26 protein-coding genes are annotated in these 23,799 nt (G+C 59.3%); 14 read left to right on the top strand and 12 right to left on the bottom strand.

From position 1 onward, the window contains the following. Nucleotides 1–242: 242 nt before the first annotated feature. On the bottom strand, nucleotides 243–1,712 hold the full coding sequence (locus BOP96_RS24875; RefSeq protein WP_073454285.1) for a methyl-accepting chemotaxis protein: 1,470 nt from the start codon (nucleotides 1,710–1,712) through the stop codon (nucleotides 243–245). 96 nt (nucleotides 1,713–1,808) lie between these two features. Further along, the gene (locus BOP96_RS24870) at nucleotides 1,809–2,615 is read right to left on the bottom strand and encodes a TatD family hydrolase (RefSeq protein ID WP_032903916.1); all 807 of its coding nucleotides are present in this window, start codon (nucleotides 2,613–2,615) and stop codon (nucleotides 1,809–1,811) included. Between the two features lie 236 nt (nucleotides 2,616–2,851). Between BOP96_RS24870 and BOP96_RS24865 the strand changes: the two genes are divergently transcribed. From BOP96_RS24865 to BOP96_RS24855, 3 genes are all read left to right on the top strand, one after another. Next, nucleotides 2,852–4,273 carry a transglycosylase SLT domain-containing protein gene (locus BOP96_RS24865; RefSeq protein WP_014717651.1) on the top strand — a complete coding sequence of 474 codons (1,422 nt, stop codon included), beginning with the start codon at nucleotides 2,852–2,854 and terminating at the stop codon, nucleotides 4,271–4,273. Between the two features lie 104 nt (nucleotides 4,274–4,377). Continuing rightward, nucleotides 4,378–4,812, top strand: coding sequence for a DoxX family protein (locus BOP96_RS24860; protein WP_003189852.1), 435 nt, complete (start codon nucleotides 4,378–4,380; stop codon nucleotides 4,810–4,812). A 260-nt stretch (nucleotides 4,813–5,072) separates the two neighbouring features. Next, entirely contained in the window at nucleotides 5,073–5,381 is a 309-nt protein-coding gene (locus BOP96_RS24855) for a hypothetical protein (protein ID WP_003189853.1), read from the top strand. Nucleotides 5,382–5,385: 4 nt separating this feature from the next. On the opposite strand, the gene BOP96_RS24850 is transcribed toward BOP96_RS24855, so the two are convergent. The 3 genes from BOP96_RS24850 to BOP96_RS24840 are packed head-to-tail and all read right to left on the bottom strand — an operon-like array spanning nucleotide 5,386 to nucleotide 8,791. Beyond that, on the bottom strand, nucleotides 5,386–7,125 hold the full coding sequence (locus tag BOP96_RS24850) for a Gldg family protein (protein WP_073454283.1): 1,740 nt from the start codon (nucleotides 7,123–7,125) through the stop codon (nucleotides 5,386–5,388). A gap of 17 nt (nucleotides 7,126–7,142) precedes the next feature. After that, nucleotides 7,143–7,868 carry an ABC transporter permease gene (locus BOP96_RS24845; RefSeq protein ID WP_073454281.1) on the bottom strand — a complete coding sequence of 242 codons (726 nt, stop codon included), beginning with the start codon at nucleotides 7,866–7,868 and terminating at the stop codon, nucleotides 7,143–7,145. Beyond that, nucleotides 7,865–8,791 (bottom strand): ABC transporter ATP-binding protein, encoded by a 927-nt coding sequence (locus tag BOP96_RS24840; RefSeq protein ID WP_032874084.1) that lies wholly within the window; start codon nucleotides 8,789–8,791, stop codon nucleotides 7,865–7,867. Before BOP96_RS24840 ends, BOP96_RS24845 begins: the two co-directional genes overlap by 4 nt. Before the next feature lie 240 nt (nucleotides 8,792–9,031). Here BOP96_RS24840 and BOP96_RS24835 point away from each other — a divergent pair, with 240 nt between their 5' ends. Then, the gene (locus BOP96_RS24835) at nucleotides 9,032–10,084 is read left to right on the top strand and encodes a hypothetical protein (protein WP_069868349.1); all 1,053 of its coding nucleotides are present in this window, start codon (nucleotides 9,032–9,034) and stop codon (nucleotides 10,082–10,084) included. A gap of 124 nt (nucleotides 10,085–10,208) precedes the next feature. Then, nucleotides 10,209–10,688 carry a transcription elongation factor GreB gene (gene greB / locus BOP96_RS24830; RefSeq protein WP_014717656.1) on the top strand — a complete coding sequence of 160 codons (480 nt, stop codon included), beginning with the start codon at nucleotides 10,209–10,211 and terminating at the stop codon, nucleotides 10,686–10,688. Between the two features lie 38 nt (nucleotides 10,689–10,726). Here the strand turns inward: greB and BOP96_RS24825 are convergent, their stop codons facing one another. Both BOP96_RS24825 and BOP96_RS24820 read right to left on the bottom strand, forming a co-directional pair. After that, the gene (locus BOP96_RS24825; RefSeq protein WP_073454280.1) at nucleotides 10,727–13,237 is read right to left on the bottom strand and encodes an ABC transporter permease; all 2,511 of its coding nucleotides are present in this window, start codon (nucleotides 13,235–13,237) and stop codon (nucleotides 10,727–10,729) included. Next, the gene (locus BOP96_RS24820) at nucleotides 13,237–13,920 is read right to left on the bottom strand and encodes an ABC transporter ATP-binding protein (RefSeq protein ID WP_003189864.1); all 684 of its coding nucleotides are present in this window, start codon (nucleotides 13,918–13,920) and stop codon (nucleotides 13,237–13,239) included. The genes BOP96_RS24825 and BOP96_RS24820 overlap by 1 nt, the downstream gene beginning before the upstream one ends. Before the next feature lie 10 nt (nucleotides 13,921–13,930). On the opposite strand from BOP96_RS24820, the gene BOP96_RS24815 reads away from it, so the two are divergent. The 3 genes from BOP96_RS24815 (at nucleotide 13,931) to BOP96_RS24805 (ending at nucleotide 15,932) form a co-directional block, all read left to right on the top strand. Further along, entirely contained in the window at nucleotides 13,931–14,536 is a 606-nt protein-coding gene (locus BOP96_RS24815; protein WP_014717658.1) for an arylesterase, read from the top strand. A 58-nt stretch (nucleotides 14,537–14,594) separates the two neighbouring features. Then, entirely contained in the window at nucleotides 14,595–14,888 is a 294-nt protein-coding gene (locus BOP96_RS24810) for a hypothetical protein (RefSeq protein ID WP_003189866.1), read from the top strand. 78 nt (nucleotides 14,889–14,966) lie between these two features. Further along, the gene (locus BOP96_RS24805) at nucleotides 14,967–15,932 is read left to right on the top strand and encodes a L,D-transpeptidase family protein (protein ID WP_014717659.1); all 966 of its coding nucleotides are present in this window, start codon (nucleotides 14,967–14,969) and stop codon (nucleotides 15,930–15,932) included. 178 nt (nucleotides 15,933–16,110) lie between these two features. On the opposite strand, the gene oprI is transcribed toward BOP96_RS24805, so the two are convergent. Next, the gene (oprI, locus tag BOP96_RS24800) at nucleotides 16,111–16,362 is read right to left on the bottom strand and encodes an outer membrane lipoprotei OprI (RefSeq protein ID WP_003172710.1); all 252 of its coding nucleotides are present in this window, start codon (nucleotides 16,360–16,362) and stop codon (nucleotides 16,111–16,113) included. A 612-nt stretch (nucleotides 16,363–16,974) separates the two neighbouring features. Here oprI and BOP96_RS24795 point away from each other — a divergent pair. Next, nucleotides 16,975–17,256 (top strand): GNAT family N-acetyltransferase, encoded by a 282-nt coding sequence (locus tag BOP96_RS24795; RefSeq protein ID WP_003189869.1) that lies wholly within the window; start codon nucleotides 16,975–16,977, stop codon nucleotides 17,254–17,256. Nucleotides 17,257–17,325: 69 nt separating this feature from the next. Here the strand turns inward: BOP96_RS24795 and BOP96_RS24790 are convergent, their stop codons facing one another. Then, on the bottom strand, nucleotides 17,326–18,402 hold the full coding sequence (locus tag BOP96_RS24790) for a 3-deoxy-7-phosphoheptulonate synthase (protein ID WP_073454278.1): 1,077 nt from the start codon (nucleotides 18,400–18,402) through the stop codon (nucleotides 17,326–17,328). Between the two features lie 130 nt (nucleotides 18,403–18,532). Continuing rightward, nucleotides 18,533–18,967, bottom strand: coding sequence for a pilus assembly protein PilZ (locus tag BOP96_RS24785; protein ID WP_014717660.1), 435 nt, complete (start codon nucleotides 18,965–18,967; stop codon nucleotides 18,533–18,535). Between BOP96_RS24785 and BOP96_RS24780 the strand changes: the two genes are divergently transcribed. From BOP96_RS24780 to cysB, 5 genes are all read left to right on the top strand, one after another. Then, entirely contained in the window at nucleotides 18,966–19,352 is a 387-nt protein-coding gene (locus BOP96_RS24780) for a hypothetical protein (protein ID WP_014717661.1), read from the top strand. The genes BOP96_RS24785 and BOP96_RS24780 overlap by 2 nt on opposite strands. Continuing rightward, entirely contained in the window at nucleotides 19,349–20,311 is a 963-nt protein-coding gene (locus BOP96_RS24775; RefSeq protein WP_014717662.1) for a putative 2-dehydropantoate 2-reductase, read from the top strand. The genes BOP96_RS24780 and BOP96_RS24775 overlap by 4 nt, the downstream gene beginning before the upstream one ends. 15 nt (nucleotides 20,312–20,326) lie before the next feature. Beyond that, a complete protein-coding gene (locus tag BOP96_RS24770; protein ID WP_073454276.1) occupies nucleotides 20,327–21,244 on the top strand; it encodes a 5'-nucleotidase in 918 nt (305 codons plus the stop codon). A gap of 48 nt (nucleotides 21,245–21,292) precedes the next feature. Then, nucleotides 21,293–21,793, top strand: coding sequence for a universal stress protein (locus BOP96_RS24765; RefSeq protein WP_014717664.1), 501 nt, complete (start codon nucleotides 21,293–21,295; stop codon nucleotides 21,791–21,793). Between the two features lie 103 nt (nucleotides 21,794–21,896). Continuing rightward, nucleotides 21,897–22,871, top strand: coding sequence for an HTH-type transcriptional regulator CysB (gene cysB, locus BOP96_RS24760; protein ID WP_003189876.1), 975 nt, complete (start codon nucleotides 21,897–21,899; stop codon nucleotides 22,869–22,871). A 50-nt stretch (nucleotides 22,872–22,921) separates the two neighbouring features. Here cysB and BOP96_RS24755 read toward each other — a convergent pair whose 3' ends face one another. Both BOP96_RS24755 and BOP96_RS24750 read right to left on the bottom strand, forming a co-directional pair. Continuing rightward, on the bottom strand, nucleotides 22,922–23,404 hold the full coding sequence (locus tag BOP96_RS24755; RefSeq protein WP_019820335.1) for a GreA/GreB family elongation factor: 483 nt from the start codon (nucleotides 23,402–23,404) through the stop codon (nucleotides 22,922–22,924). 14 nt (nucleotides 23,405–23,418) lie between these two features. After that, nucleotides 23,419–23,787 carry a hypothetical protein gene (locus BOP96_RS24750; RefSeq protein WP_019820337.1) on the bottom strand — a complete coding sequence of 123 codons (369 nt, stop codon included), beginning with the start codon at nucleotides 23,785–23,787 and terminating at the stop codon, nucleotides 23,419–23,421. Nucleotides 23,788–23,799: the final 12 nt, after the last annotated feature.

Raw genomic sequence — 23,799 nt, 5'->3', positions numbered from 1 at the left:
GGATCCATGGGCACTAGCACCAGGTTGGCCAGCACCGAGATCAAGAGACAGCCCCATTCATCAGGGCTCTAACGAACATCACCATCTGCAATCCCTCGCACTGTTTGATCAGGCGAGGGACTTTGCAGCGGTTGTCAGGTAAAAGAAGTCGGCGTTATTCGCGAGAGGGGCGAGGAAGTTTCGTCTTAACTTCAGGTAAACCGAGGCTTGGTCGTAGGAGTTGGATTACAGCTGGAACAGTATTACAACTTCAACTGCCCAATCGCCTTGCTCAACTCCCCGGCCAACGTCGCCAGTTCATTGCTGGTAGTGGCCGACGCCACGGTCTGATGCACGGTGTTTTCGGTCACATCGCGAATGCTCACCACGGCGCGGTTCATTTCTTCGGCGACATGGCTTTGTTGCTCGGCGGCCACGGCGATCTGGGTGTTGCTTTCGCGCATCTGTGCCACAGCGCCGGTAATTTCAGCCAGCGCGATGCCGGCTTCCTGGGCCTGTTGTACGCAGTCATCTGCCTTGAATGAGCTTTCCTGCATGAAGTCCACCGCGTCGCGGGTGCCGGCTTGCAGCGCCGAGACCATGCGGGTGATTTCGTCGGTGGAGCTTTGCACGCGCTTGGCCAGGTTGCGCACTTCGTCGGCGACCACAGCGAAACCGCGGCCCATTTCCCCGGCGCGGGCGGCTTCGATGGCGGCGTTGAGGGCGAGCAGGTTGGTCTGTTCAGCGATGCTGTGGATCACACTGACCACACCGTTGATTTTCTGGCTGTCTTCGGCCAGTTTCTGGATCATTTCGGCGGTCTGCTGTACGCCGCTGGACAGCCCGGCGATCGAGCGCTGTACCCGGCTGACCACTGCCTGGCCGCTGCCGGCGAGGGTATCGGCGGACTGCGACAAGTCACGGGTGGCGCCTGCGTGCTGGGCGATGTGGTAGACGGTGGCGGTCATTTCGTTGATGGCGGTGGCAGCCTGGTCGGTTTCGCTTTGCTGGCCCAGCATGCCGTGTTGCACCTCGTTCATGCTGCTGGCCAGGCGTGCGGCGCCGTCGTCCAGTTGCCGGGCGGTGCGTGCCACGGTATTGACCACGCGCTGGTAGCCGGCTTGCATGGCGTTGAAGGCGCTGGCCATCTGGCCGACTTCATCCTTGCAGGCCAACGGCACCCGCGCCGACAGGTCGCCGGTTTTTTCGACGTGCAGCATCACATCCTTGAGGGTGTTGAGTTGGCTGAGCAGGAAGCGGATCAACAACTGCGAGGCGCCGAGCATGGCCAGCATCAGCACTGCCACGGCAACGGCGTAATTGGCGAAGCGTTCACTGAACACCTGGCTCAGGCTCGGCGCGTAGGCGAAGACTGCGACCTGCTGGCCGTCGGCGCGGCTGATCACCTCGGCGCCGATCAGCGGGTTTTCACCGAACAACGGCATGGGGTTGAGTTCAGTCCAGCCGTTGGCAGTGCTCAGGGTGGGTAGATCCTGGGGGGGCTGGCCTTTGGAAAATGCGAGCCAGTGCTCACCCGTGGGCAAGGTTCTGTCGGCTGGCCAGGCGCTGAGCAAGCGTCCTTGGGCCTGGGCCGATGCTTGCGACGCCTGGCTGCGCGCCTGTTGTTCAAGCTGTACCGCGTACAGCACCAGCAGCAGGGTGGTGATGAAGGCGACCGCGTTGACGGCCCAGAATTTGTATTTGAGCGAGATATTGCTAAGCCAGGCACCCATGGAAGGTTTTCTCTGATAGCGGAAACAGTATTGGCAAGGTGCCATTATTGTGCCGCTATTCAGAAAAGCGCTTTTGACATGGGTCAATGCGCCGCATCAATCGATGGCAGGCAAGCCGAAAAAGCGGCGGGCGCAGGCGGTGCTGTGCAACGCCAGATCTTCCATCGTTTCGTTACGGTGCAAGGCCACTTCGCGCAGTACTTCGGGCAGGTACGCCGGCTCATTGCGACCATTTTTCGGCTTGGGGCGCAGGGTGCGTGGTAGCAGGTAGGGCGCATCGCTTTCCAGCATCAGACGGCCTCGGGGAATGTCCCTGACCAGTGAATGCAGGTGGGTGCCACGGCGTTCGTCGCAGATCCAACCCGTGATGCCAATGTGTAAATCCAGGTCCAGGTAGCTGAACAGCGCTGCCTGTTCGCCAGTGAAGCAGTGCACCACGGCGGCTGGCAGGTGGTCGCGGTAGTCCTTGAGGATCTCCAGCAGACGCTGGTTGGCATCGCGCTCATGGAGAAACACCGGCAGTTGCAGTTCGACGGCCAGGGCGAGGTGTTCTTCGAGGACTTTTTCCTGCTGGGGGCGAGGGGAGAAGTCCCGGTTGAAATCCAGCCCGCATTCACCCACGGCGCGCACTCGGCTGTCGCCCAGCAAGCCACGCAGACGTTGGACGCTGTCGCTGTTCCAGTCGCTGGCAGAGTGGGGGTGAATGCCGGCGGTGCTGAACAGGCGCTGGCTGCTTTCGTCGAGTTTTACACACAGTTGCAGGGCCTGTTCGCTGCCCTCGACGCTGGTGCCGGTGAGTACCAATTGCTGCACGCCAGCGGCGTAGGCGCGTTCGAGAACGGCCGTGTGCCTCTCGTCGAAACTGGGGTTGGTCAGGTTGACGCCAATATCAATGAGTTGCATGGTGCTATCTCCGCCTGCGGCCGGAAAGCATATCAGAGCTGTAGATTGATAAGAAAAACCAAGAACTACAATGCGTTAACGCTGTCTTTGAACGTCGCAAGCGACATTGTGGTGGGCCGATTGCCTGCCACCTTGGCGCCGTTGCACGCCTTGCCAGCGCATAAAGCGCTCTGTTTCTGACCCCCAGCACTGCGTAATTCGCACAGGCGCTGGCCAGTTTTCTTTCCGGAGAGCGGATGATCCGACCCTCGGCGTTGCTTATGTTGTGCCTGGCGTTATTGCTGCCCATGGCGGCGGTCGCACGTCTGGATGGGCCGCTGCAAGTGGCCAAGCCCGGCAAGGTCCGCGACCTGGCGCAAATTCGCTCCAGCCGCACCCTGCGCGTCTTGGTCAACCAGAGCCGCAACAGTTCCGGTGAAGTGCAGGGCCAGGCCATCGGTGTCGAATACCATCGGTTACGCGCCTTCGAGCAGTACCTCAACGGCCATGCCCGTGATGGGCAGGCCATCAACCTCAAGATCATCCCCAAGGCCAAGGACCAGTTACTCGGTGCGCTGGCCCGTGGTGAAGGTGACCTGGTGGCGCCCGGTGAGTTGCTGGACGTGAAAGGCGTGCACAAGGTCAGCGCCAGCGCCCCGATTGTCAGCGATGTGCCGTTGTGGCTGGTGGGCGTCAAGGGTGAACGACGGTATACCAAACTGGAGCAACTGTCGGGTCGCACGGTGACGCTGACCACCGGTAGTGCGGCGGTGGACGCTATCAGTCAGGTCAATCAAAAGCTGGCCCTGCACAAGCGCCCACCAGTGAAAGTGGAATGGGTTGACCCGAGCCTGGCGGTGGAAGATGTCCTGGAGATGGTGCAGGCCGGGATTTTTCACCTGACGATCGTGGAAAAACCGATTGCTCAACGCTGGTCGAAAATCCTGCCCAAGTTGCGCTTTGACAAGCAGGTCGTCATCAGCGAGCCAGGCGACGAGTTCTGGTTTGTGCGTCAGGACGCGTCGATGCTGCGTGCCAGCATCGATCGGTTTCTCAAGACCTATCACACGCCTTCCGACCAGGATGTGGCCTTCCAGCGTATCTATCGACGCCTCTACCAGGTCCGTAACCCATTGGCGCGGGCTGACCGCCAGCGCCTGGAAAAACTGCGCCCGGTTTTGCAAAAACATGCGCGTGAGCAAGGTATGGACTGGCTGAATCTGGCGGCGTTGGCGTTCAAGGAGTCTTCCCTGGACCCAGGCGCACGCAATAGTGGAGGCCCTACCGGCCTGATGCAGATCACGCCGTCGGCGGCGCAGCGGGTGGGGGTCAACAATATCGAGTCGCTCGACAGTAATGTGCAGGCGGGGGCGCGTTACCTGGCGATGATCCGGCGCAAGTTTTTCTCCAGCCCCAAGCTCAATGAGCGCGAGCGCATGGCCTTTATGCTGGCGGCGTACAACATGGGGCCGGAGCGGGTGCAAGGTATGCGCACCGAGGCCAAGCGCCGTGGGCTTAACCCCAATCAGTGGTTCTTCCAGGTTGAACGCATTGCCATGGAGCAGGTAGGGATGGGCGGCGTCAGCTATGTTAATAGCGTCAACAAGTATTATTTGGCGTTCGATCGGGAGCGCGAGTCTCTGGAGCCGCCTGCGGCTAAAGTTGCATCGCGTGAATAATCGATTTTTTAGATGTGAATTAGGCAATATTTCGGCTTTTATCATTGCTTAAACTGATTAATATAGCGGCCAACCAACCCCTACCTGGAAAAGGATTTACCCCCATGAGCCCAATGATTACCCGTGTACTGTCCACTCGCGCCGGTTATGGCCTGACTATTCTGCGTATCTTCGTCGGCATCATCTTCGCTGCCCACGGTTCGCAAAAGCTCTTCGGCTGGTTTGGCGGTGGTGGCCTGGCGGGCACCGCACAATGGATGGAAAGCATCGGCCTGGCGCCGGGCACGCTGATGGCGCTGCTGTCGGGCGGTACCGAGTTCTTCGCCGGCCTGGCCCTGATCATCGGTTTGCTGGTTCGCCCTGCTGCATTGGGCCTGACCTTCCTGACACTGGTGGCGATTTTCTCTGTACACATCCACAACGGGCTGTTCATGGCCAACAACGGTTATGAGTTCGCACTGGCGTTGCTCGGTGGCGCGTTGGCGGTGTTGTTGGAAGGTGCGGGCAAATTGTCTGTCGACCGCGCGATCACTCACTGATCGTTTAGCAAGCTGCACAAAAAGGCCCGCTGATGCGGGCCTTTTCGTTGCCCGGGATTCTTGACACTGCCCCACAGGCTTCTCTAGGATGCTGCTCATGCGCCGATTTAAACAGCTAATTGCGGGGCGCCACTGGGTCTCAATGCAGCCCGACAGAAGTACGCTTGCTCACGCAGGGCGTTCCTCGAAATACCGCTAAAGCGCTGGTTCGGTGTTGCCTCTCACCTGCCCGCAGACTTTTGAGGCAGAGACACGACACGATGAATGCACTACGCCCCCTCATACGCCTGGCCCCGATCACCGCGGACCTGACTCAACGCAATCCGAAAATCCTCCTGGGCGGTAAGCACCAGCCGACACTGCTGCGTTATCTGGACGGCTGGCCACGCCGTTCCGGTCGGCCTTCGGCGTTCCTGATCCAGTTTGTGGAAGACGGCGATTCCCTGGCCCGTTTTGCCAGCGACAGTTTCGACCTTGCAGTGATTCAGGCACCGAGTGCCAGCAACGCCCATGAGGTGATCCACCAACTGACGCGCATTGCCCGGCAAGGGCTGATTGCCCGTCGCTGAGCGACTAGTGAAAGGTTGCCAGTGCGAGGAGTCGACGCTTGCGCTGGTACAGGAACAGTAACCCGGCAATCAGGCACAGCAGTAGCGGTAGAGGCACGACCATCAGCCCTTTGAGCTGTCGCTCGAAACGCTGCACCGGGGCATAGGCCTGCGCCTTGAGTGTATGCAACTCGATGGGCAACTGCAGGCGCTCCTTGTTGAGTACCTGCAACTGCGTATTGGTATCTACCGCCTGGGTGATAAGCCGCGTGTGCGCTGGGTTCAACTCGCGCCATGCTTGCTCTGTCTGCTCAAGTCGTCGCTGGAGCTCAAGCGAATTTTTCCGATAAGCCTGTGCGGCTTCGTCGCGCATGTGTTCCAGCCTGTGCAACGGTTGGCGCATGACACGGGATCGAATGCGCTGGAGTGCTTCGGGCGCCGCCAGGTTATCCAATGTGTTCAATACAAACTGCGCGTTGCCGTTGCGTGCATGGCTGACTGTGTCCGCGAGCAAGTCGGTGTCGGCCACGACCACCATCTGGATCAGTTCTGCTTTTTGCAGCCCGGGCGGCTGGCCCTTGAGGCCGTCGGGAAACGCTGAGTAAGCGGGCCCCTCAACGCGCGCAGCGATCACATGGCGCTGCCCTGAAGTCGCCGTTTCATCGATCAGTGAGTCAAATGTCGTCGCCGAGCCAAAGCGTTTCGCGTCCAGCAGGGCCGATTGCCGTGAGCTCAACAGAAGCGGGGTCAACAGTGAACGGCTCTTGGGGGCCAGGGAAAGCGCGCCGCTGCTTGAGACCATCACGGCGTCCAGCCCCCAGGCGCTGACATCCGTTGGAGTCATCGCCTGTGATGGAAGGTGTAGCCTGGCCGGGTGCAGTACCCGGGGCATTCCCGGGCCGGGCGTGGCTGATGAGGCATAGAGATTATCCACCAACAGCTTATCCGCGGGCATTTGGATGCCCCACGCGTTCAGCAGCCCCTCCATTCTGGCGTTCGCTGGCACGGCGTCAGCGCCCATCTCGCTCACGGGGTCGAGGAACATCATCAACTGGGTGCCTTTCAATACCGATTGCTCAATGGCATATAGGGCTCGTTCAGGTAAAGCGTGCGGCTGTACGACTATCAATGTCGCGATGGATGACGGAACCTGGGCGATGTTCGCAGCCAGTTCCACCACGTTGAATTGCTCGCGGATCAACCCCAGCAACTCGCTGGCCGATTTGTCTAACGCCAGTCCCGACAGCAGGCCGATAGTGGCACGCTCAGGCTGCCCCAACTTATAGATCAGGTGGCTGATCTCATATTCAAGTAATGACTCGTGCTCAGGCCGGAACGCTTCGATGCGTTGGGCGCCCTGGCCAGTACGGGTGCCGATAAGGCCAAGGAATCTTTGTGTGTCATCAAGCCCAAACAAGCGGGCTTTGTAGGCATCTTCAGAAAAGGGAGCGGGGTTAATGATATGTAAGTTGATCAGGCCGTTTGCCGCTTTTTCGAACGCCTTGAGCACGTCTTCCACGCGCCGACCATAACGTTCTAATGCCTGGCTTTTTTGCGGCGCATTGAGGGTATTGAAGTAATACAGATCCAGTGGGCTTTCAAGTGACAGTAGCAGTTGCTGCGCCGCGGGCGATAAGGTGTGGATTTTTTCTTCGGAAAAGTCCCAGCGAACAGTGGGCAGTTTGGGTGCCCAGACTAGATTGAATGCCAGAAACAGCAGTGATATGACGAGAAGTGTCATACCCGCACGAAAAGCAGATCCCATCAGTGGTCTTCCTTTTCTCAGCTGTTTTTATAATTGAGTGTGAGGGTGGTCGCAAACAGAAAAGCAACGATCATGCTGATAAAGTACAGGCTGTCCTGCAGTGTGAGCTTGCCGTTATCCATCGCGCTGAAGCGGGTAACGGGATCCAGGGACATCAAACTGTCGATGATCCATATCGGTGCTTGTTGTTCAAGTGCATCCAGTACTGACGAAAGCCCACTGGCGGTCAGCAACAAGCCGAGCGTGAAAAAGAAAATCAGCAGGCGTTGGTTCGCAAGTACACAGATGAAACAACCTACCGAAAGATAACTTCCCGCCAGTAACCAACTGGCCAGGAATTGTGAGGCGATAACGCTATTGTCAGGTGTGCCCAGATAATTCACGGCAATCACCAGCGGGAAGTTAAGCATCAGCGCAATGCCACAGACAGTCCATGCCGCGATGAATTTTCCGATCACCCGTTCCATCGAGGTGACAGGCAAGGCATTCAGGGTGTTGTAAAAGCTGGCGTTGGATTCATCCGACCACAACTGCGTCGATAAAAGGGGAACCAGCAGGAGATAAAGCCAGGGGTGCAGTTCAAAAAAAGCCTGCAAATCACTGCTGTTTCGCTCCATCCATTGGTTGGAATGCAGTCCCAGCGCTGCGCACAGTGCGAGAAAAACCGCCACGCTCAGGTAAGCGCTGGGGGCGCAGGCATAGCTGACGAGTTGTCGTTTGAAAATGACAGGTAGCAGTCTCAAGGTGTTACCTCTTGGCTCAGATGGTGAACGACATCGTTCAGGCGACCCGGCTCCAGATTCATTGAGGTGATGTTCCAGCCGCGATGGGTGATAAGCGCGTTGATCGAGGGAAAGATGGAATGCCCGGGCATGGCCAGTACCGTAACCTTGCCGGGCGCATGCCGGTCTTCTTCGATGCCTGCGACGCCGGGCAATACGGCCAACGCGAGCAAATCCAGCGGGGCGTCTGCCGCGAGGGTGACGGCCTGGAAGTGCCGGGAGCTGCGCTGTAAGTCGGACAGCGAGGCATCGCCCACCAGGCGACCACCGGCGATAACCAAGGCACGGGTGCAGATGTCCGCCAGATCCTGGTAATGGCGGGAGGCGATGATGATGGTCATTTCCTCGCTCAGGGACTGGATGAGTGCCCGGAACTTGAGGCGTTGATCAGGGCAGAGCCCTTCTGTGGGTTCGTCCAGCAGCAGCAGGCTTGGGGAATGCAGGAGCGCCTGGGCCATTGCCACTCTGCGCTTCAAACCAAGGGAAAGGACGTTGATGGGGCAGTCGAGCACGGGCAGCAGTTCCAGTCGTGCGGCTACCTGCGCCACCTGGCTGCGTTTTTCCATCCCGCTCAAGCCGCGAATGGCGGCAATGAAATTGAGCATGTTTTTGACGGGCATCGTGTGATGGTCGAGGCCGTTTTGGAGCTGATAGCCAATGACCTTTTTGGCTTGAATTGAGTGGGTATGGGTATTGAAGCCTTGAATACTGATGTGCCCGGCCGTCGGCTTGATCGTCCCGGCGATCAGGCTCAACAGTGTTGTTTTTCCCGCCCCACTCTCTCCCAGCAAGCCCACACACTCCTGGCGCTGGGCACAGAAGGACAAGTTGCTGATTACGCGTGTTTTGCCCAGGTGTTTTGTGAGGTTGCTTATCTCGATCATGGTTTTACCGAATAAGTTTTGCAGGGCGTGTGAGAGAGGCCGGCGGTATGGAAAAGTGCTTTAAAAAGGGTACGTTCAATATGAAGACTTGGGAACGCGAAGTGTGATTAATAAGAAGAATCCTACGTTCGGCCCGATAATCCGCTGAAACAATTGTTTTGTTTTGAATACTTATTAATGTCCAGATGTTTATCTGATGTTTACATAAAGTTTTCTCCTTTGTAACGAGGCCAGATTGCCATGATGCTTCTACGTACTCTTGTTCTTGAGCGCAACGATGAAGGGACGCCCGTTAACGGCGCCTTGTTGTGCGGGTTTGCTGTGACGCAAACGGCGTCCAACTTTCTGGTGTATAGCCTGGATGAGGAGGCAGAACCCGGCCACTCCAGGGTCTATATCGCGGCACTGCGTAAAAAGATTGACCGGTATTTCCTGGGAGGCGTTGACTCCAAAGAGGACCTGCAATTAGCCATGCAAGTCTTCAAACAGATCCTGACGATGGCAGCGGCAGCCGGCTCGAAGACAACGCCGATTGCCGAACCCCAGGTGCCCTTTCATTTCGTTGATTTGAAAGGCTGCCGGTTGCCGCCTGCCAGGCCAGAGGATCATCACTCGGTGATCATCAAGAAAGCTTTGGTCATGAAGGTCATCACCTTGGGCATGTCGGCCCCGGCGTTGCCTGCGATCGAAAGCAGCGCAGTGATCGTGCCGTCCATTCGCTTCTCGTCGCAAATGGTTGCGCCGCCGCGAAATCCGCGCTCAGCCACGACTGCGCCGCAACCTATGGATGAAGGCACCCTTGAAGAACCGGCGCGGTCGCTGGTCGCGATACCGCAGGAGCAGGTTGAGCCCAGTGCGTCGCCTGTTCCTGGTGAACAAGATGACAGTCACTTTGAGTCAGACAACCTGCGGTTGGCGCCACCCGAGCCTGAGCCTGAGCCCGAACCCTTGGACCCGCCTGCCCAGTTGGACCATACCTCTTTGCTCGAAATGGACAGCGCGCTGAGCAATCTGGCCAAAGTCGCCCAGGAACTGACGCAAAAAAAATGCGCGGTCCTAGAGAAGGAGCAAATGCTTGAACAGTGGCAGGCGCGATTGCAACAGCAGCAGAGCCAGTTGGAAGAAAAAGGCCGTGAACTCGAGCAGCGCCATACCTATTTGCAGGAGCAGGGCTTGGAGGTCAGCCAGAAGGCCGAAAAGCTGGCGATGATGATGTTGCAGTTGTCGGGTATGCGCCAGCGTATGCAAGGCACGTTGCTTGAATTGGACCAAGTGCTGGAGGGGCATGGGTGAGGTAATGGGGCGCCGGCCTGGATACTTTCCAGGGTTCATTTATCATCAGTCCCAGCCAGCCGCTGCCTGGGCATGATGCCCTGGCATAACGGCACCATTGGACATTGCCTGGGGATGCAAGCGTTTGAGTACCAAGCTGATTACCAAAGAAGGTCATGAAGCGCTGAAAAAAGAGCTGGATTACCTGTGGCGAGAGAAACGCCCGGATACCACACGCAAAGTGACCTGGGCCGCCTCCCTGGGAGATCGCAGTGAAAATGCGGATTACCAGTACAACAAGAAGCTGTTGCGCGAGATCGACCGACGGGTGCGTTACCTGCGCAAACGCCTGGAAGACATGCGGGTGGTGGAGTACATGCCCGAGCAGGAAGGAAAGGTATTTTTCGGTGCATGGGTCGAAATCGAAAACGAACAGGGCGAGACCAAGCGTTTTCGCATCGTCGGTTATGACGAGATCTACGATCGCATGGATTACATTTCCATCGACTCACCCATGGCACGGGCCCTGCTGCGCAAGGAGGTGGACGACGAGGCAATCGTACAGACCCCCGGCGGAGAGGTGTGCTGGTGGATCACCAAGATCGAATATGTGAAGACCGCCTGATGGCACGTACCCTTGGCTGGGGGCGTGCCATCCGGGTCTCAACCTTCGCGCAATACGGTCAGCGGGCTGGCATTCAGTGCACGGCGCGTGCCGAATACCCCGGCAGCGCCAATCAGCACGGCACCGATCACGGGCAGCAGTAACAACCACGGGTGGGGATGCCACGCCAGGTCAAAGGCATAGCGGTACAGCACCCAGGTCACCAGTTCGGTGCCCAGTGCCGCCAGCAAGCCACTGACCGCCCCCAACAGACCGAATTCGATGCGTCGGGCCTTGACCAGCAACTTGCGCTCGGCGCCCAAGGCTCGCAGCAATGCACCTTGGCGGATTCGTTCATCCAGGGTGGCCTGCAGGCCAGAGAACAACACTGCCATGCCCGCCGCGAGTACAAACAACAGCACGTATTCGACCGCCAACGTCACTTGGGCGAGGATGCTGCGCAACTGCTCCAGCAGGGCCTCGACCTGCAGGATAGTGACCGCCGGGAAGGCCCGTGACAGGTCGACGATCTGTTGGTCATGGCCGGGAGCCAGATAGAAGCTGGTGAGGTAGGTCGCGGGCAGATCCTTCAAGGTGCCCGGTTGGAAAATCATGAAGAAGTTGGGCTGGAAGTTATCCCAGTTGATGGTGCGCAGGCTGGTGACCCGTGCTTCACGGTTTTCCCCACCGATGGTGAACAATAAATGGTCGTTGAGCTTGAGCTTCAAGCTCTCGGCCACCTTGGCTTCCACCGACACGCCTGGAATCCCGTCGTTGGGTTGCGCCGACCACCACGTACCTGCCGTCAGGACGTTACCCGCTGGTAATTCGGCTGCCCAGGTCAGGCTCAGATCGCGTTGAGTGGCCCGGTCGCCACTGGAGTCCTTGCTGACAATCTCCTGCACGGGTTCGCCATTGATGCTGATCAGGCGCCCCGGCACCACCGGGTAGAGCGGCGCCGCTTGTGCCTGGACGTCCAGCAGACGGGCGCCAAAGGCGTCCTTGTCGGCCGGCAGGATATTCAGGGCGAAGTAGTTGGGCGCATCCTTGGGCAACTGGTTTTGCCAGGTGTCGAGCAATTCGCCTCGCAACAGCGCGATCAACCCCATGGACAACAGGATCAGGCCAAAGGCCAGGGATTGGCCTGCCGCCGCCAACGGGTGACGCAACAATTGGCCCAGGCCCAGGCGCCACGGCAGGGAGGCGCGAGCCAGTAACCGCCGCAGGCTCTGTAGCAACAACAGCAGCAAGCCACCCAGGAGCAGCGCAGCGACTACACCGCCGCCGAGTAACGCGAAGGTCAATACCAGGTCCAGGCTCAGGCGCCACATGATCAGGCCCAAGGCAAACAGTGCCGCGCCGTAGACCATCCAAGTGCTTGAAGGAATAGGCAGCAAATCGCGGCGCAATACCCGCAGCGGCGGTACCCGGCCCAGTGCGGCCAGCGGCGGGAGGGCGAAGCCGGCGAGGGCGACCAGCCCGGTGCCAATCCCCGCGACGGCCGGTAGCAGCCCGCCTGGCGGTACGTCGGCGGGTAGCAGGTCGTGCAGGAAGTAGAACAGGCCAAATTGCGCCAGCCAGCCGAGCAGGGCGCCGGCCAGGCTCGCCAGCAAGCCCAGTACGCTCAGTTGCAGGCTGAACAGCAGCATGGCTTCACGGCGCGACAAGCCCAGGCAGCGCAACAACGCGCTGGCATCGAAACGTCGACTGGCGAAGCGGTTGGCTGACAGCGCCACGGCCACGCCAGCCAGCAGCACAGCCACCAGGCTGGCCATGTTCAGGTAACGTTCGGCCTTGCCCAGTGCGCCGCCGATTTGCTGGTTGCCATCGCGGGAGTCCTGCAGGCGCTGGTTGGCAGCCAGGCCCGGTTTGACCAGGTCGCGATAAGTTTGCAGCGCTGTGCTGCCTTGTGGCGCACGCCATAGTTCGCGGTAGCTGACACGGCTGCCTGGCTGGACGACACCGGTGGCGTCCAGGTCCGCCAGGTTGATCATGACCCTGGGCGTGAGGCTGTAAAAGTTGCCGGCGCGGTCGGGCTCATAGTTCAGGATGCGCGCCAGGCGCAGGGTCTTCATGCCGACATCGATGCTGTCGCCGACTTTCAGGTCCAGCGCCGTCAGCAACCGTGCTTCTACCCAGGCTTCATCAGGTTTGGGGCCACCGCCCGGGATTTGCGTACCGAAGGGCTCGGTGCTGCTTTTAAGCTCGCCGCGCAAGGGGTACTGCTCGTTGACCGCCTTGATGCTGGAGAGCTGGATGCCGTTATCGGTGGCGATAACGCTGGAGAACTCCACGATGCGAGCGTGATCCAGGCCCAATTCGGTCCCAGATTTGATTTGCTCGGCACGGGCCGGCGAGCTGCCTTCGAGCACCAGGTCGGCGCCGAGGAATTCGGTGGCGCGCAGCAGCATGGCGCCGTTGAGGCGCGCACCAAAGTAGCCGATAGCGGTGCTGGCGGCCACGGCCACCAGCAGGGCAAAGAACAGCACGCGCAATTCGCCGGCGCGGGCATCGCGCAGTAACTGACGCATGGCAAGACTGAACAGGCGCAACAGCGGCAAACGTGCCATCAAGGCTCCAGGGGCGCGACCATCAGGCCGGCTTCAAGGCGGATCAGGCGCCGGCAACGGTGGGCCAGGCGCTCGTCGTGGGTGACCAGTACCAGGGTCGTACCGCTCTCTTTATTCAACTCGAACAACAGGTCGCTGATGCGCTCGCCAGTATGGCTGTCGAGGTTGCCGGTGGGCTCGTCGGCAAACAGCACGTCCGGTTCGGCGGCAAACGCGCGGGCAATCGCCACGCGTTGTTGTTCGCCACCGGACAGTTGGCGGGGCGAGTGGGTCAGGCGCTGGCCCAGGCCTACGCGCTCCAGCAGGTGTTTGGCTCGCTCGCGGGCGTCCTGGCGACCGTCCAGCTCCAGCGGCAGCATCACGTTTTCCAGAGCATTCAAGCTGTCGAGCAATTGGAAGGATTGGAATACGAAACCCACATGCTCGGCACGGATGCGCGCGCGCTGATCTTCGTCGAGGGTGCTCAGGGCTTGCCCGGCCAGGGTCACTTCGCCGCTGCTGGGCAGGTCGAGGCCGGCCAGCAGGCCCAGTAGTGTGGATTTACCGGAACCGGAGCTGCCGACGATAGCCAGGCTATCGCCCTTGTTCAGTTCCAGGCTCAGTTCGTGCAGGATAGTCAGTTCACCTTCCGCGCTGGGAACCACTTTGCTAAGGTTTCGCGCGGTGAGAATGCTTGCGCCCATGGAGAATCCGATGCGAGTGTGGTTTTTGAGTGCTGGCCTGGCCTTGATGTGCATGGCCCAGAACGCAGCGGCGGGTACAGTCCTGATCGTTGGCGATAGTATCAGTGCCGGTTTCGGCCTGGATACCCGCAAAGGGTGGGTCGCGTTGCTGGAGCAACGGCTCAAGCAGGAGGGTTTTGACGACAAAGTGGTCAATGCTTCCATCAGTGGCGACACCAGTGCAGGAGGCCTCGCGCGGCTGCCCGCGGCGCTTGCAACGCACAAACCGGACGTGGTGGTGATCGAGTTGGGTGGCAACGATGGCTTGCGCGGCCAGCCGCCTGCGCAATTGCAACAAAATCTTGCTTCGATGATTCAGCAGTCCCGGGACAGCGGCGCCAAGGTGCTGCTGTTGGGTATGCAGATTCCGCCCAATTACGGCAAGCGCTATGTCGAAGCTTTTGCCAAGGTATTCGGTGATGTGGCACAGAAAGAAAAGGTGCCGTTTGTGCCGTTTTTCCTCGAGGGCGTGGGTGGCCATCCGGAGTTGATGCAAGCTGACGGGCTGCACCCGGCGGTCGCGGCGCAAGACAAGTTGCTGGAAAATGTCTGGCCGGCGCTAAAACCGCTGCTATGACGCTTTTCTACCGGCAGGCTTTCGGCTAAGGTGGCGCCCCCCTGATTTGGAGCCCTCGATGTCGCGCCCTGCCTGGTCCCTGTTTAACTACCAACTGATCGAGCCGGACGAGCAGCTGGACCTGTTCGCCTGCCAGGAAGTGCGAGTGCATTTGGTGGCGCGTCAATTGGAACTGGGCGGCTCCATCGACCGCACGCTCTGCGGCACTTTATTGCCCGCACAGCCACGCTGGTCATCGGTCAACCGCTCGATTTTTCAAGACCAGCGACTCTGCCCGTTATGCCGGGCGATTCTAGAATCGCAAAAGCGCGGCACGCCGCCGATCTGGCCGGAGCTGCGCTTCGAGCTGTAAAACAGCTTGAAGCTTGGCGCTGCGAAGCCGTATACAATCAATTTTTCCCTACCCGTCGTCTTGCGAAGGATTTTCCGGATGTTGTCGCGCCTTTCCGTCGTCACCTGCTGCCTGTCTCTTGCTGCGCTTTGTGCGGCGGGTTCGGCGGCGGCCTTGCAGTTGCCCTTGCCACCGCCCGGTGAGGACATTGTTGGCCAGGTCCAAGTGATCAAGGCCAAGTACGAAGACACTTTTGCTGACCTTGGCACCACCTACGACCTGGGCTATTCGGAAATGGTCGCGGCCAACCCGGGTGTCGATGCCTGGTTGCCGGGTGCGGGCACTGAGATTGTGCTGCCGACACGCTTTATCCTGCCGCCCGGGCCGCGGGAAGGCATTGTGATCAATCTGGCGGAATACCGGCTCTACTACTATCCAAAAGGCCAAAACGTCGTCTATACCTTCCCTCTGGGCATTGGCCGGGAAGGCTGGGGTTCGCCGATCGCCCATACCAGTATCATCGCCAAGACGCCGAACCCGACCTGGACGCCACCGGCCTCGATCAAGGCCGAGCACGCCGCCAACGGTGACCCGCTCCCCAACGTGGTGCCTGCCGGCCCCGACAACCCACTGGGGCCGTTCAAGTTCACCCTGGGCACGCCGGGTTACCTGATTCACGGCTCCAACATGAAGTTTGGTATCGGCACGCGTACCAGCCACGGGTGCTTCCGCATGTTCAATAACAACGTGTTGGAAATGGCAGGCATGGTGCCGGTAGGCACGTCAGTGCGCATCATCAATGACGCGTACAAGTTCGGCAGCAGTGGTGGCAAGGTCTACCTTGAGGCCCACACGCCGTTGAATGATGACGGTACGCCATCGGTGGTCGACAAGCACACCGCGGTCATCAATGCGTTGCTCAAGCGCGAGGACCTGTCCAATAACCTACGCGTCAACTGGGACCAGGTGCGTGATGTGGTCGCCGCCGAGGATGGCTTGCCGACCGAAATTGGTGTGCCAGGCGGCGCACCTGTGGCGTCCAGCGCCCCGCTCGATCTTCAATAATAAGCCTGAGCGAACATCCCTGTGTGAGCGGGCTTGCTCGCGAAGACGTCGGCCCGGCAAACATTGATGTTGACTGACCCACCGCTTTCGCGAGCAAGCCCGCTCCCACATGCCAAATCATAGGCAAAAAAAAGCCGACCCATAAATGGATCGGCTTGATAACAACCCCGAAGGATTATTACTTGCGGCTTGCTTTTTCAAGCATGCGCAGAGCGCGCTCGTTAGCTTCGTCAGCAGTCTGTTGTGCTTTTTGAGCAGCAGCCAGAGCTTCATCAGCTTTACGGTAGGCTTCGTCTGCACGGGCCTGGGAGCGAGCTGCTGCGTCTTCAGTTGCAGTCAGACGAGCTTCGGTTTCTTTGGAGACGCTGCTGCAACCGGTAGCCAGAACTGCGGCCAGAGCCAGAGCAGAGAATTTCAGAACGTTGTTCATCGTGTTCCCCTTCAAGGACTTTCAATTTAATGGCTACTTTCTCAGAGTGAGCTAATAGCCGGCGTACATACTACCCATTACTTGTAGTAAGTAAACTGACGTTGCGCAAGAAGCAAAAAAATTTCTTGTGCCGAATCTATTTTGGCTAATCTTTTGGCGGTTTGTATGAAAACTGTCCAATTTTTTGCACCTGGACGCACATTGGATCCAGGCTGAAAGGGCCGGCCCGCATGTGTCAAGCCTTGTAAATAGATGAAATTTTATATAACGAAGCGGGGCACTTTGGTTACGCTTGGCTTTACTGCGGCGGGCATCTTTTGCGCATCTAGAGGTGACTTTAAGAGCGCCAGTTCGTCTCAAGGTTCAACTGCCGGCAATGTTCAGGCTATCGGTCACCGGTTGATCGAGGCCCTTTCTATATCCACCAGCGGCGGGGAATGACGAGTGCGCCTTGAGCAATTTCAGGATTGGTGCCTACTATTCCCTATGTGCTGGTTGTGAGCGCTCACGGTTTTCTCGCTGTCGAAACCGGCACGGGGTGGCGTAGATGTTCCTTCGCCGGAAAAACATCGGTAAGGTAGGGTCGTTAATTCAGACCCGCGAGGAGTAGTGATGAGCGAGGCGTTGTCCATCCACCATGACCAGGCTGGTCATCAGTTCGAGACCAATGTGGACGGTCATCGTGCCTACCTGACCTACATGGACCTCGGGAAGCAGACCCTGGATATCTATCGCACCTTCGTGCCCAACGCACTGCGGGGGCGAGGCATTGCGGCTGCGTTGACCGAGGAAGCCTTGAAGTTTGCCGAAGAGGCTGGCTACACGGTGATCCCGTCGTGCTCCTATGTCGAACGCTATATGGAGCGCCACCAGCGCCATGCTGCGAAGCTGTAACTGACCAGTTGCCAATAAAAAACGCCGGGCTTAGCCCGGCGTTTTTGGGTGCGCGAAACCGGTACGGACTCAGGTGCGCTTGCGCTGGGGCAACACGTCCTTGAGCTTGGCGTGCATGCTGCGCAGGGTAGTTTCGGTGGCGGACCAATCGATACAGGCATCGGTGATCGACACGCCGTACTGCAAGTCGGCCAAGTCTTTTGGAATCGCCTGGCAACCCCAGTTCAAATGGCTCTCGACCATCAAACCGATGATCGACTGGTTACCTTCCAGAATCTGGTTGGCAACGTTCTCCATCACCAATGGCTGCAAGGCCGGGTCTTTGTTGGAGTTGGCGTGGCTGCAGTCGACCATGATGTTTGGCTTGATCTTGGCCTTGTTCAGCGCCTGTTCGCACAGCGCGACGCTGACCGAATCATAGTTGGGCTTGCCATTGCCGCCACGCAGCACCACGTGACCGTAGGCGTTGCCCTTGGTCGTCACGATGGACACGCCGCCTTCCTGGTTGATACCCAGGAAGCGATGAGGGCTGGAGACCGATTGCAGCGCATTGATCGCCACGGTCAGGCCGCCGTCAGTGCCGTTCTTGAAGCCTACGGCCGAAGACAGGCCGGACGCCATTTCGCGGTGGGTCTGGGATTCGGTGGTGCGTGCGCCGATAGCCGACCAGCTGATCAGGTCCTGCAGATATTGCGGGGAGATCGGGTCGAGGGCTTCGGTGGCGGTGGGCAGGCCCATTTCAGCCAGGTCCAGCAGCAGTTTGCGACCGATGTGCAAGCCATCCTGGATCTTGAAGGAGTCGTCCAGGTACGGGTCGTTGATCAAGCCTTTCCAGCCGACGGTGGTACGCGGTTTCTCGAAATACACGCGCATGACCAGGTACAAGGTGTCGGACACTTCAGCCGCCAGCACTTTGAGGCGCTCGGCATATTCGTGGGCGGCCTTGAGGTCGTGGATAGAGCAGGGCCCGATCACCACGAAGAGACGGTGGTCGGTGCCGTCGAGAATGTCACGGATGACTTCGCGGCCCTTGGTGACGGTCTGCAGGGCAGCGTCGCTCAGGAAGATTTCGCGCTTGAGCTGATCGGGGGTGATCAGGGTCTCGTTGGATTCAACGTTAAGGTCATTGATCGGTAAATCAGCCATCGTGTTACTCGCCAGGGTCACGGGTGCCGGCCGCCAGCTATCCCCGTGCGGCGGGCACAGCATGATTTGAATGCAGGGGGGAGGAACCTTAGCGCGTAACACGGGCCCGCGACAATGGGCAAAGCCCGGTTTAATCCAGTGCTGGCTGCACAACCGCCTCATGGGAGAACTCGCCGGCATGACGCGACACCCACTCACGGGCCATGGTTTCAAGTTGTGCAGGCGTTGGCTCGGCGTCTTCGTGCAGGCGGCAGTAACGCTCGATCTGGCACACTTGCTCGCCCATCCGTGCACCGAACAAGGCGTGTTCGTCGGTAAAGCAAATACCAATGCGATAGCCCTGTTCGACTTTGCGGCACCAGGCGACATAGCCTGGATAACGGGCGCTGGGCCCTAGGGAAGGGATATGCAGGTCTACCGCCGTGCCGGCGCGCCAGGCACGTGGCCAATTGCAGGCGACGCCGCCGCGGCCGATAGTGTGCAGGCGTTGGCGGGGAAGGGCGGGAGAGGGACGTTGGATCAACTCGACAGCGACATCATCAGGGTGAGGTAAAAAACGACCCATGTACACGGACTCCGAGCGCCGTCCAGTTGACGGCAATGGCAGCAGTATAGTGAAGGAACTGGAATTGACCGACCTGGATATTGACCAGCAATTGCTGGGATTGCCAGGTATTTCGCTGGTAGTGTTCACCAGTGTCGGTTGTGCCAGTTGCCGCTGGGCACGCCAGCAGTTGCCCAGCTGGCACTTGCCGGTGGACCGCGTGTGCTGGGTGGATGCCGGGCACAACGGCGGTGCGGTGGAACGCTACCGGATCTTTCATTTGCCGGCGTTGTTCCTGGTGTGCGAGGGTCAATTCTTTGGGCAATTACAGACACGTCTTACAGCATCCGACCTCGCCGAATGCCTAAACCAGGCGCTCAACCGAACACCAGAGGATTTGCCATGACAGCAGTTGCAGCCCCGTCGCCACGCATTGGCATTATTGGCACCGGTGCCATCGGCGGTTACTACGGACTGATGCTGGCGCGTGCCGGCTTCGATGTGCATTTCCTGTTGCGCAGCGAATATGCCGCGGTGAGCAGGCATGGCCTGCACGTCAACAGTACGGTGCATGGGCAACTGCACCTGCATCCGGTGCAGGCCTATGCCAGCGCCGCCGACATGCCGCCGTGCGACTGGCTATTGGTGGGCACCAAGTCCACCGGTAATGTGGACCTGGCGCCAACCATCGCCCAAGTGGCGGCGCCGGATGCCAAAGTGGTGCTCCTGCAAAACGGCCTCGATGTCGAAGACAGCCTGCGTGAACACCTGCCGCCGTCGCTGCATCTGTTGGGCGGCCTGTGCTACATCGGTGTGCACCGCTCGGCCCCCGGTGTGGTAGAGCATCAGGCGTTGGGCCGGGTCAACCTGGGCTATCACAGTGGCACGGCGGCCAACGATGAGGTGCAGCAACAGGCGATTGTCGAAGCCGGTGCCGGGCTGTTTCATCAAGCTGGCATCGAGTCCCAGGCCATGGCCAATGTGCATCTGGCGCGTTGGCACAAGCTGGTCTGGAACGTGCCGTTCAACGGCCTCTCTGTGTTGCTGGGCACGGGTACCACGGCCATGATGGCCGATGAGTCCAGCCGCGAGTTGATCCAGGCGCTGATGGCCGAGGTGGTGCAGGGCGCTCATGCCTGCGGGCATGAAATTCCTGCCAGTTACGCTGGGCAGATGTTCGCCATGACAGAAACCATGGACGACTACCTGCCCAGCATGTACCACGACCACCTGCACAAGCGGCCGCTGGAGCTGGCGGCCATCTATGCCCGTCCCTTGGCCGCTGCCAAAGCGGCCGGTTGCGAACTGCCACGCATGCAGGCGCTCTATCAGGCCTTGAGTTTTATTGATCGGCACAACCGCTGATTGGGGGGAACCACCATGGTGAAGGGATTGGCTGACAAACTGGTGCTGGCGATTTCCTCACGAGCGCTGTTCGACCTGAGTGACAGCCACAAGGTTTATCTGGCTGAAGGGGTCGAGGCTTACCGCAAATACCAGATCGAGCACGAGGAAGAAACCCTCGAGCCTGGCGATGCCTTCCCGCTGGTCAAGAAGCTGCTGAGCCTGAATGCCAGCCTGGGGCGTGCGCGGGTCGAGGTGGTGTTGGTGTCGCGCAACAGTGCCGATACCGGGCTGCGGGTGTTCAACTCGATCCAGCATTACGGCCTGGATATTTCCCGCGCCGCGTTCGTAGGCGGGCGTAGTCCCTATCCCTATTTGGCCGCCTTCGGTTGTCATCTGTTTCTCTCCACCCATGCTGAAGATGTGCGCAGCGCCCTCGATGCCGGGTTTGCGGCCGCGACGATTCTGTCTGGCGGCGCGCGCCGTGCTTCCAGTGAAGAACTGCGCATCGCATTCGACGGCGATGCCGTGCTGTTCTCCGATGAGTCCGAGCGCGTCTACCAGGCCGGTGGGCTGGCAGCCTTCCAGGCCAGCGAGCGGGAGTCGGCGCGCGAGCCTTTGCACGGCGGTCCGTTCAAGGGCTTCCTGGCGGCACTGAACCTGTTGCAACGCGAGTTTGCCGATGAGGCCTGCCCGATTCGTACCGCGTTGGTCACCGCACGTTCGGCACCGTCCCATGAGCGCGTGATCCGCACCTTGCGCGAGTGGGATATCCGCCTGGACGAATCGCTGTTCCTCGGTGGCCTGGAAAAATCCGCGTTTCTGGAAGCCTTTGCCGCCGATGTGTTTTTCGATGACCAGGCCGGCCATTGCGAGAAAGCCAGGGAGGTAGTGGCCACCGGGCACGTGCCCCATGGCATCAGCAATGAGTTGAGAATCCAGACCGAGCGCTAGCTGCTAAGCTCATTCAATTCCCGCCATCCTGGCAGCCCAGGAGGTTTTATGATTCGTTCGATGCTGTTTGCCACGGACCTCGGTCTGTATGCGCCCTACGTGATGCAACATGCGCTGGCGCTGGCGCGAACGTTCAAGGCTGACCTGTATGTGATCCACGTGGTCGAGCCCATTGGCTTGTTCGCCGAATCGGTGTTGCAGAGCTACCTTGATGAAACCGCCCTGAGCGAATGGCAAAGCAAGGGGTTGAGCACGGTGATGGCGACGATTGAACAACGCGTGCTGGACAGCTTCCGCGAAGAGTGGGGGGAAGGGGAGCAGGACCTGCAATGGATTCGCTCGGTCAAGGTGATCCAGGGGGATCCTTGCGAGGTGATTCTCGACCAGTTGCGAAAACTGTCCGTCGACTTACTGATCGTCGGCAGTCATAGCCAGGCAACCGGCGTGGCCGTCCCCCTTGGGCGTACCGCCGCACGGGTGTTGCAGTTGTCCCCCGTGCCGGTTTACCTGGTGCCGTCGCTGCAGCGTCGGCGCAGTGACGATAGTTGATCGGCAAAAACGATAAAAAGTTCTAGATTTATCCGTCAAACCTTTAATATAGTTATATACCGTCGCTGATACCCGTGGCGTCTATCTGCTTTGAGGGATTCATATGAAGCTTCAACAACTGCGCTACATCTGGGAAGTGGCGCACCACGACCTCAACGTTTCCGCTACCGCTCAAAGCCTCTATACCTCGCAACCTGGTATCAGCAAGCAGATCCGCCTGCTCGAAGACGAGTTGGGCGTCGAAGTCTTCGCACGCAGCGGCAAACACTTGACCCGCGTCACTCCAGCTGGCGAGCGCATCATCACCACCGCCGGCGAGATCCTGCGTAAAGTCGAAAGCATCAAGCAGATCGCCCAGGAATTTTCCAACGAGAAGAAAGGCACCTTGTCGATCGCCACCACTCACACCCAGGCGCGCTATGCATTGCCGCCGGTGATCCGTGATTTCATCAAGCAATACCCGGACGTAGCCCTGCACATGCACCAGGGTTCGCCGATGCAGATTGCCGAGATGGCCGCTGACGGCACCGTCGATTTTGCCATCGCCACCGAGGCCCTGGAATTGTTCGGCGACCTGGTAATGATGCCCTGCTACCGTTGGAACCGCTGCGTGGTTGTGCCCCAGGGGCACCCTTTGGCCAAGCTGCCGAAGCTCACCCTGGAAGCCTTGGCTGAATACCCGATCGTGACCTACGTGTTCGGCTTTACCGGCCGTTCCAAGCTCGACGAAGCGTTCAGCCATCGCGGCCTCACGCCCAAGGTGGTGTTCACTGCTGCCGATGCCGACGTGATCAAGACCTACGTGCGCCTGGGCCTGGGCGTCGGGATCGTCGCCAAGATGGCGGTCGACACCAACCTCGACAAAGACCTGGTGGTGCTGGATGCCAGCGAATTGTTCGAGTCCAGCGTGACCAAGATCGGTTTCCGTCGCGGTACCTTCCTGCGCGGCTTCATGTGCGACTTCATCGAGAAGTTCGCACCGCACCTGACCCGTGAAGTGATGGCCAAGGCGATCCAGTGCCACAACAAGCAAGAGCTGGAAGAGTTGTTTGACGGCGTTGAATTGCCCGTCCACTGACCGCGATTACCCTGTAGGAGCGAGCAAGCTCGCTCCTACAGGGGTGTAGGTTATCGGGCCTCGGTCACCGTAAAGTGCTGCCGAGCGCCGGCCACCAGAATCTCTACCTCTTCATCGATACGCTTGCCCAGCAGGCCTTTGCCCAGGGGCGAGCGTGGCGTGATGACCGTCACCGGTTGCCCCACCACATCCACTTTCAAACCCGCCGCATCCGGCGCCAGGAACAGCCATTGCTGGCGACCGTCCTCGTCTTCCAGGCCCACCAGCGTGCCTATCTCTATCCCGCGTTGATCATCGTACGCACGTAGCTGCAGTTGCTGGCACAGCATCAGCGATTGCTTGATCTCCTCCACTCGTCGGGCCTGCCCGGTGGCCAGGTACGAAGCCTCCAGGCCGAGGGTGTCGTATTTGTTTTCGGCAATGTTTTCTTCGTGGGTCGCGGTTTCGTAGGCGGTCTGCGCGGCGCGTTGGACGACGTCGATGTCGACGGTGAGCTTTTCCAGGATCAGCTGGAGCACGGCGTGTTTATTCATGGCGGTATCTGGCATCAATCGCAGAATTGCAGGACATTGGCCCGCGTCTTTTCATTGGGGGCGTTCTGGTCTTGTTGCAGCCAGAACTGGCATTTGGGGTTGGACAGGTTACGCGCGTTGCTTCGGGCCTGGTCCAGGGCCTGTTGTTGTTCCTGTTTTTGCAGGTTCTGTTGGTACTGTTCGAACAGACGGTTCGGTGGCTGCGGCTCAACCATGGCCGGTTTGCCCAATTGCTCAACCGCCTGTGCCACCGGCGCCAGGCTCTGGGGGAACAGGTAGCGAGACGCCAGCCAGGCGGTCAGCGCAATGGCGATAAACCCTAGCCACACGCCGGCGGCAATCGCGATGCAGAGCTTGAACAGCGATAACGGACGGTCAGACATAAGGGCCTCCTG

The sequence above is a fragment of the Pseudomonas sp. FSL W5-0203 genome (assembly GCF_001896155.1).
Lineage (GTDB): Bacteria > Pseudomonadota > Gammaproteobacteria > Pseudomonadales > Pseudomonadaceae > Aquipseudomonas > Aquipseudomonas paracarnis.
This window is presented reverse-complemented; position numbering and strand designations above follow the sequence as displayed.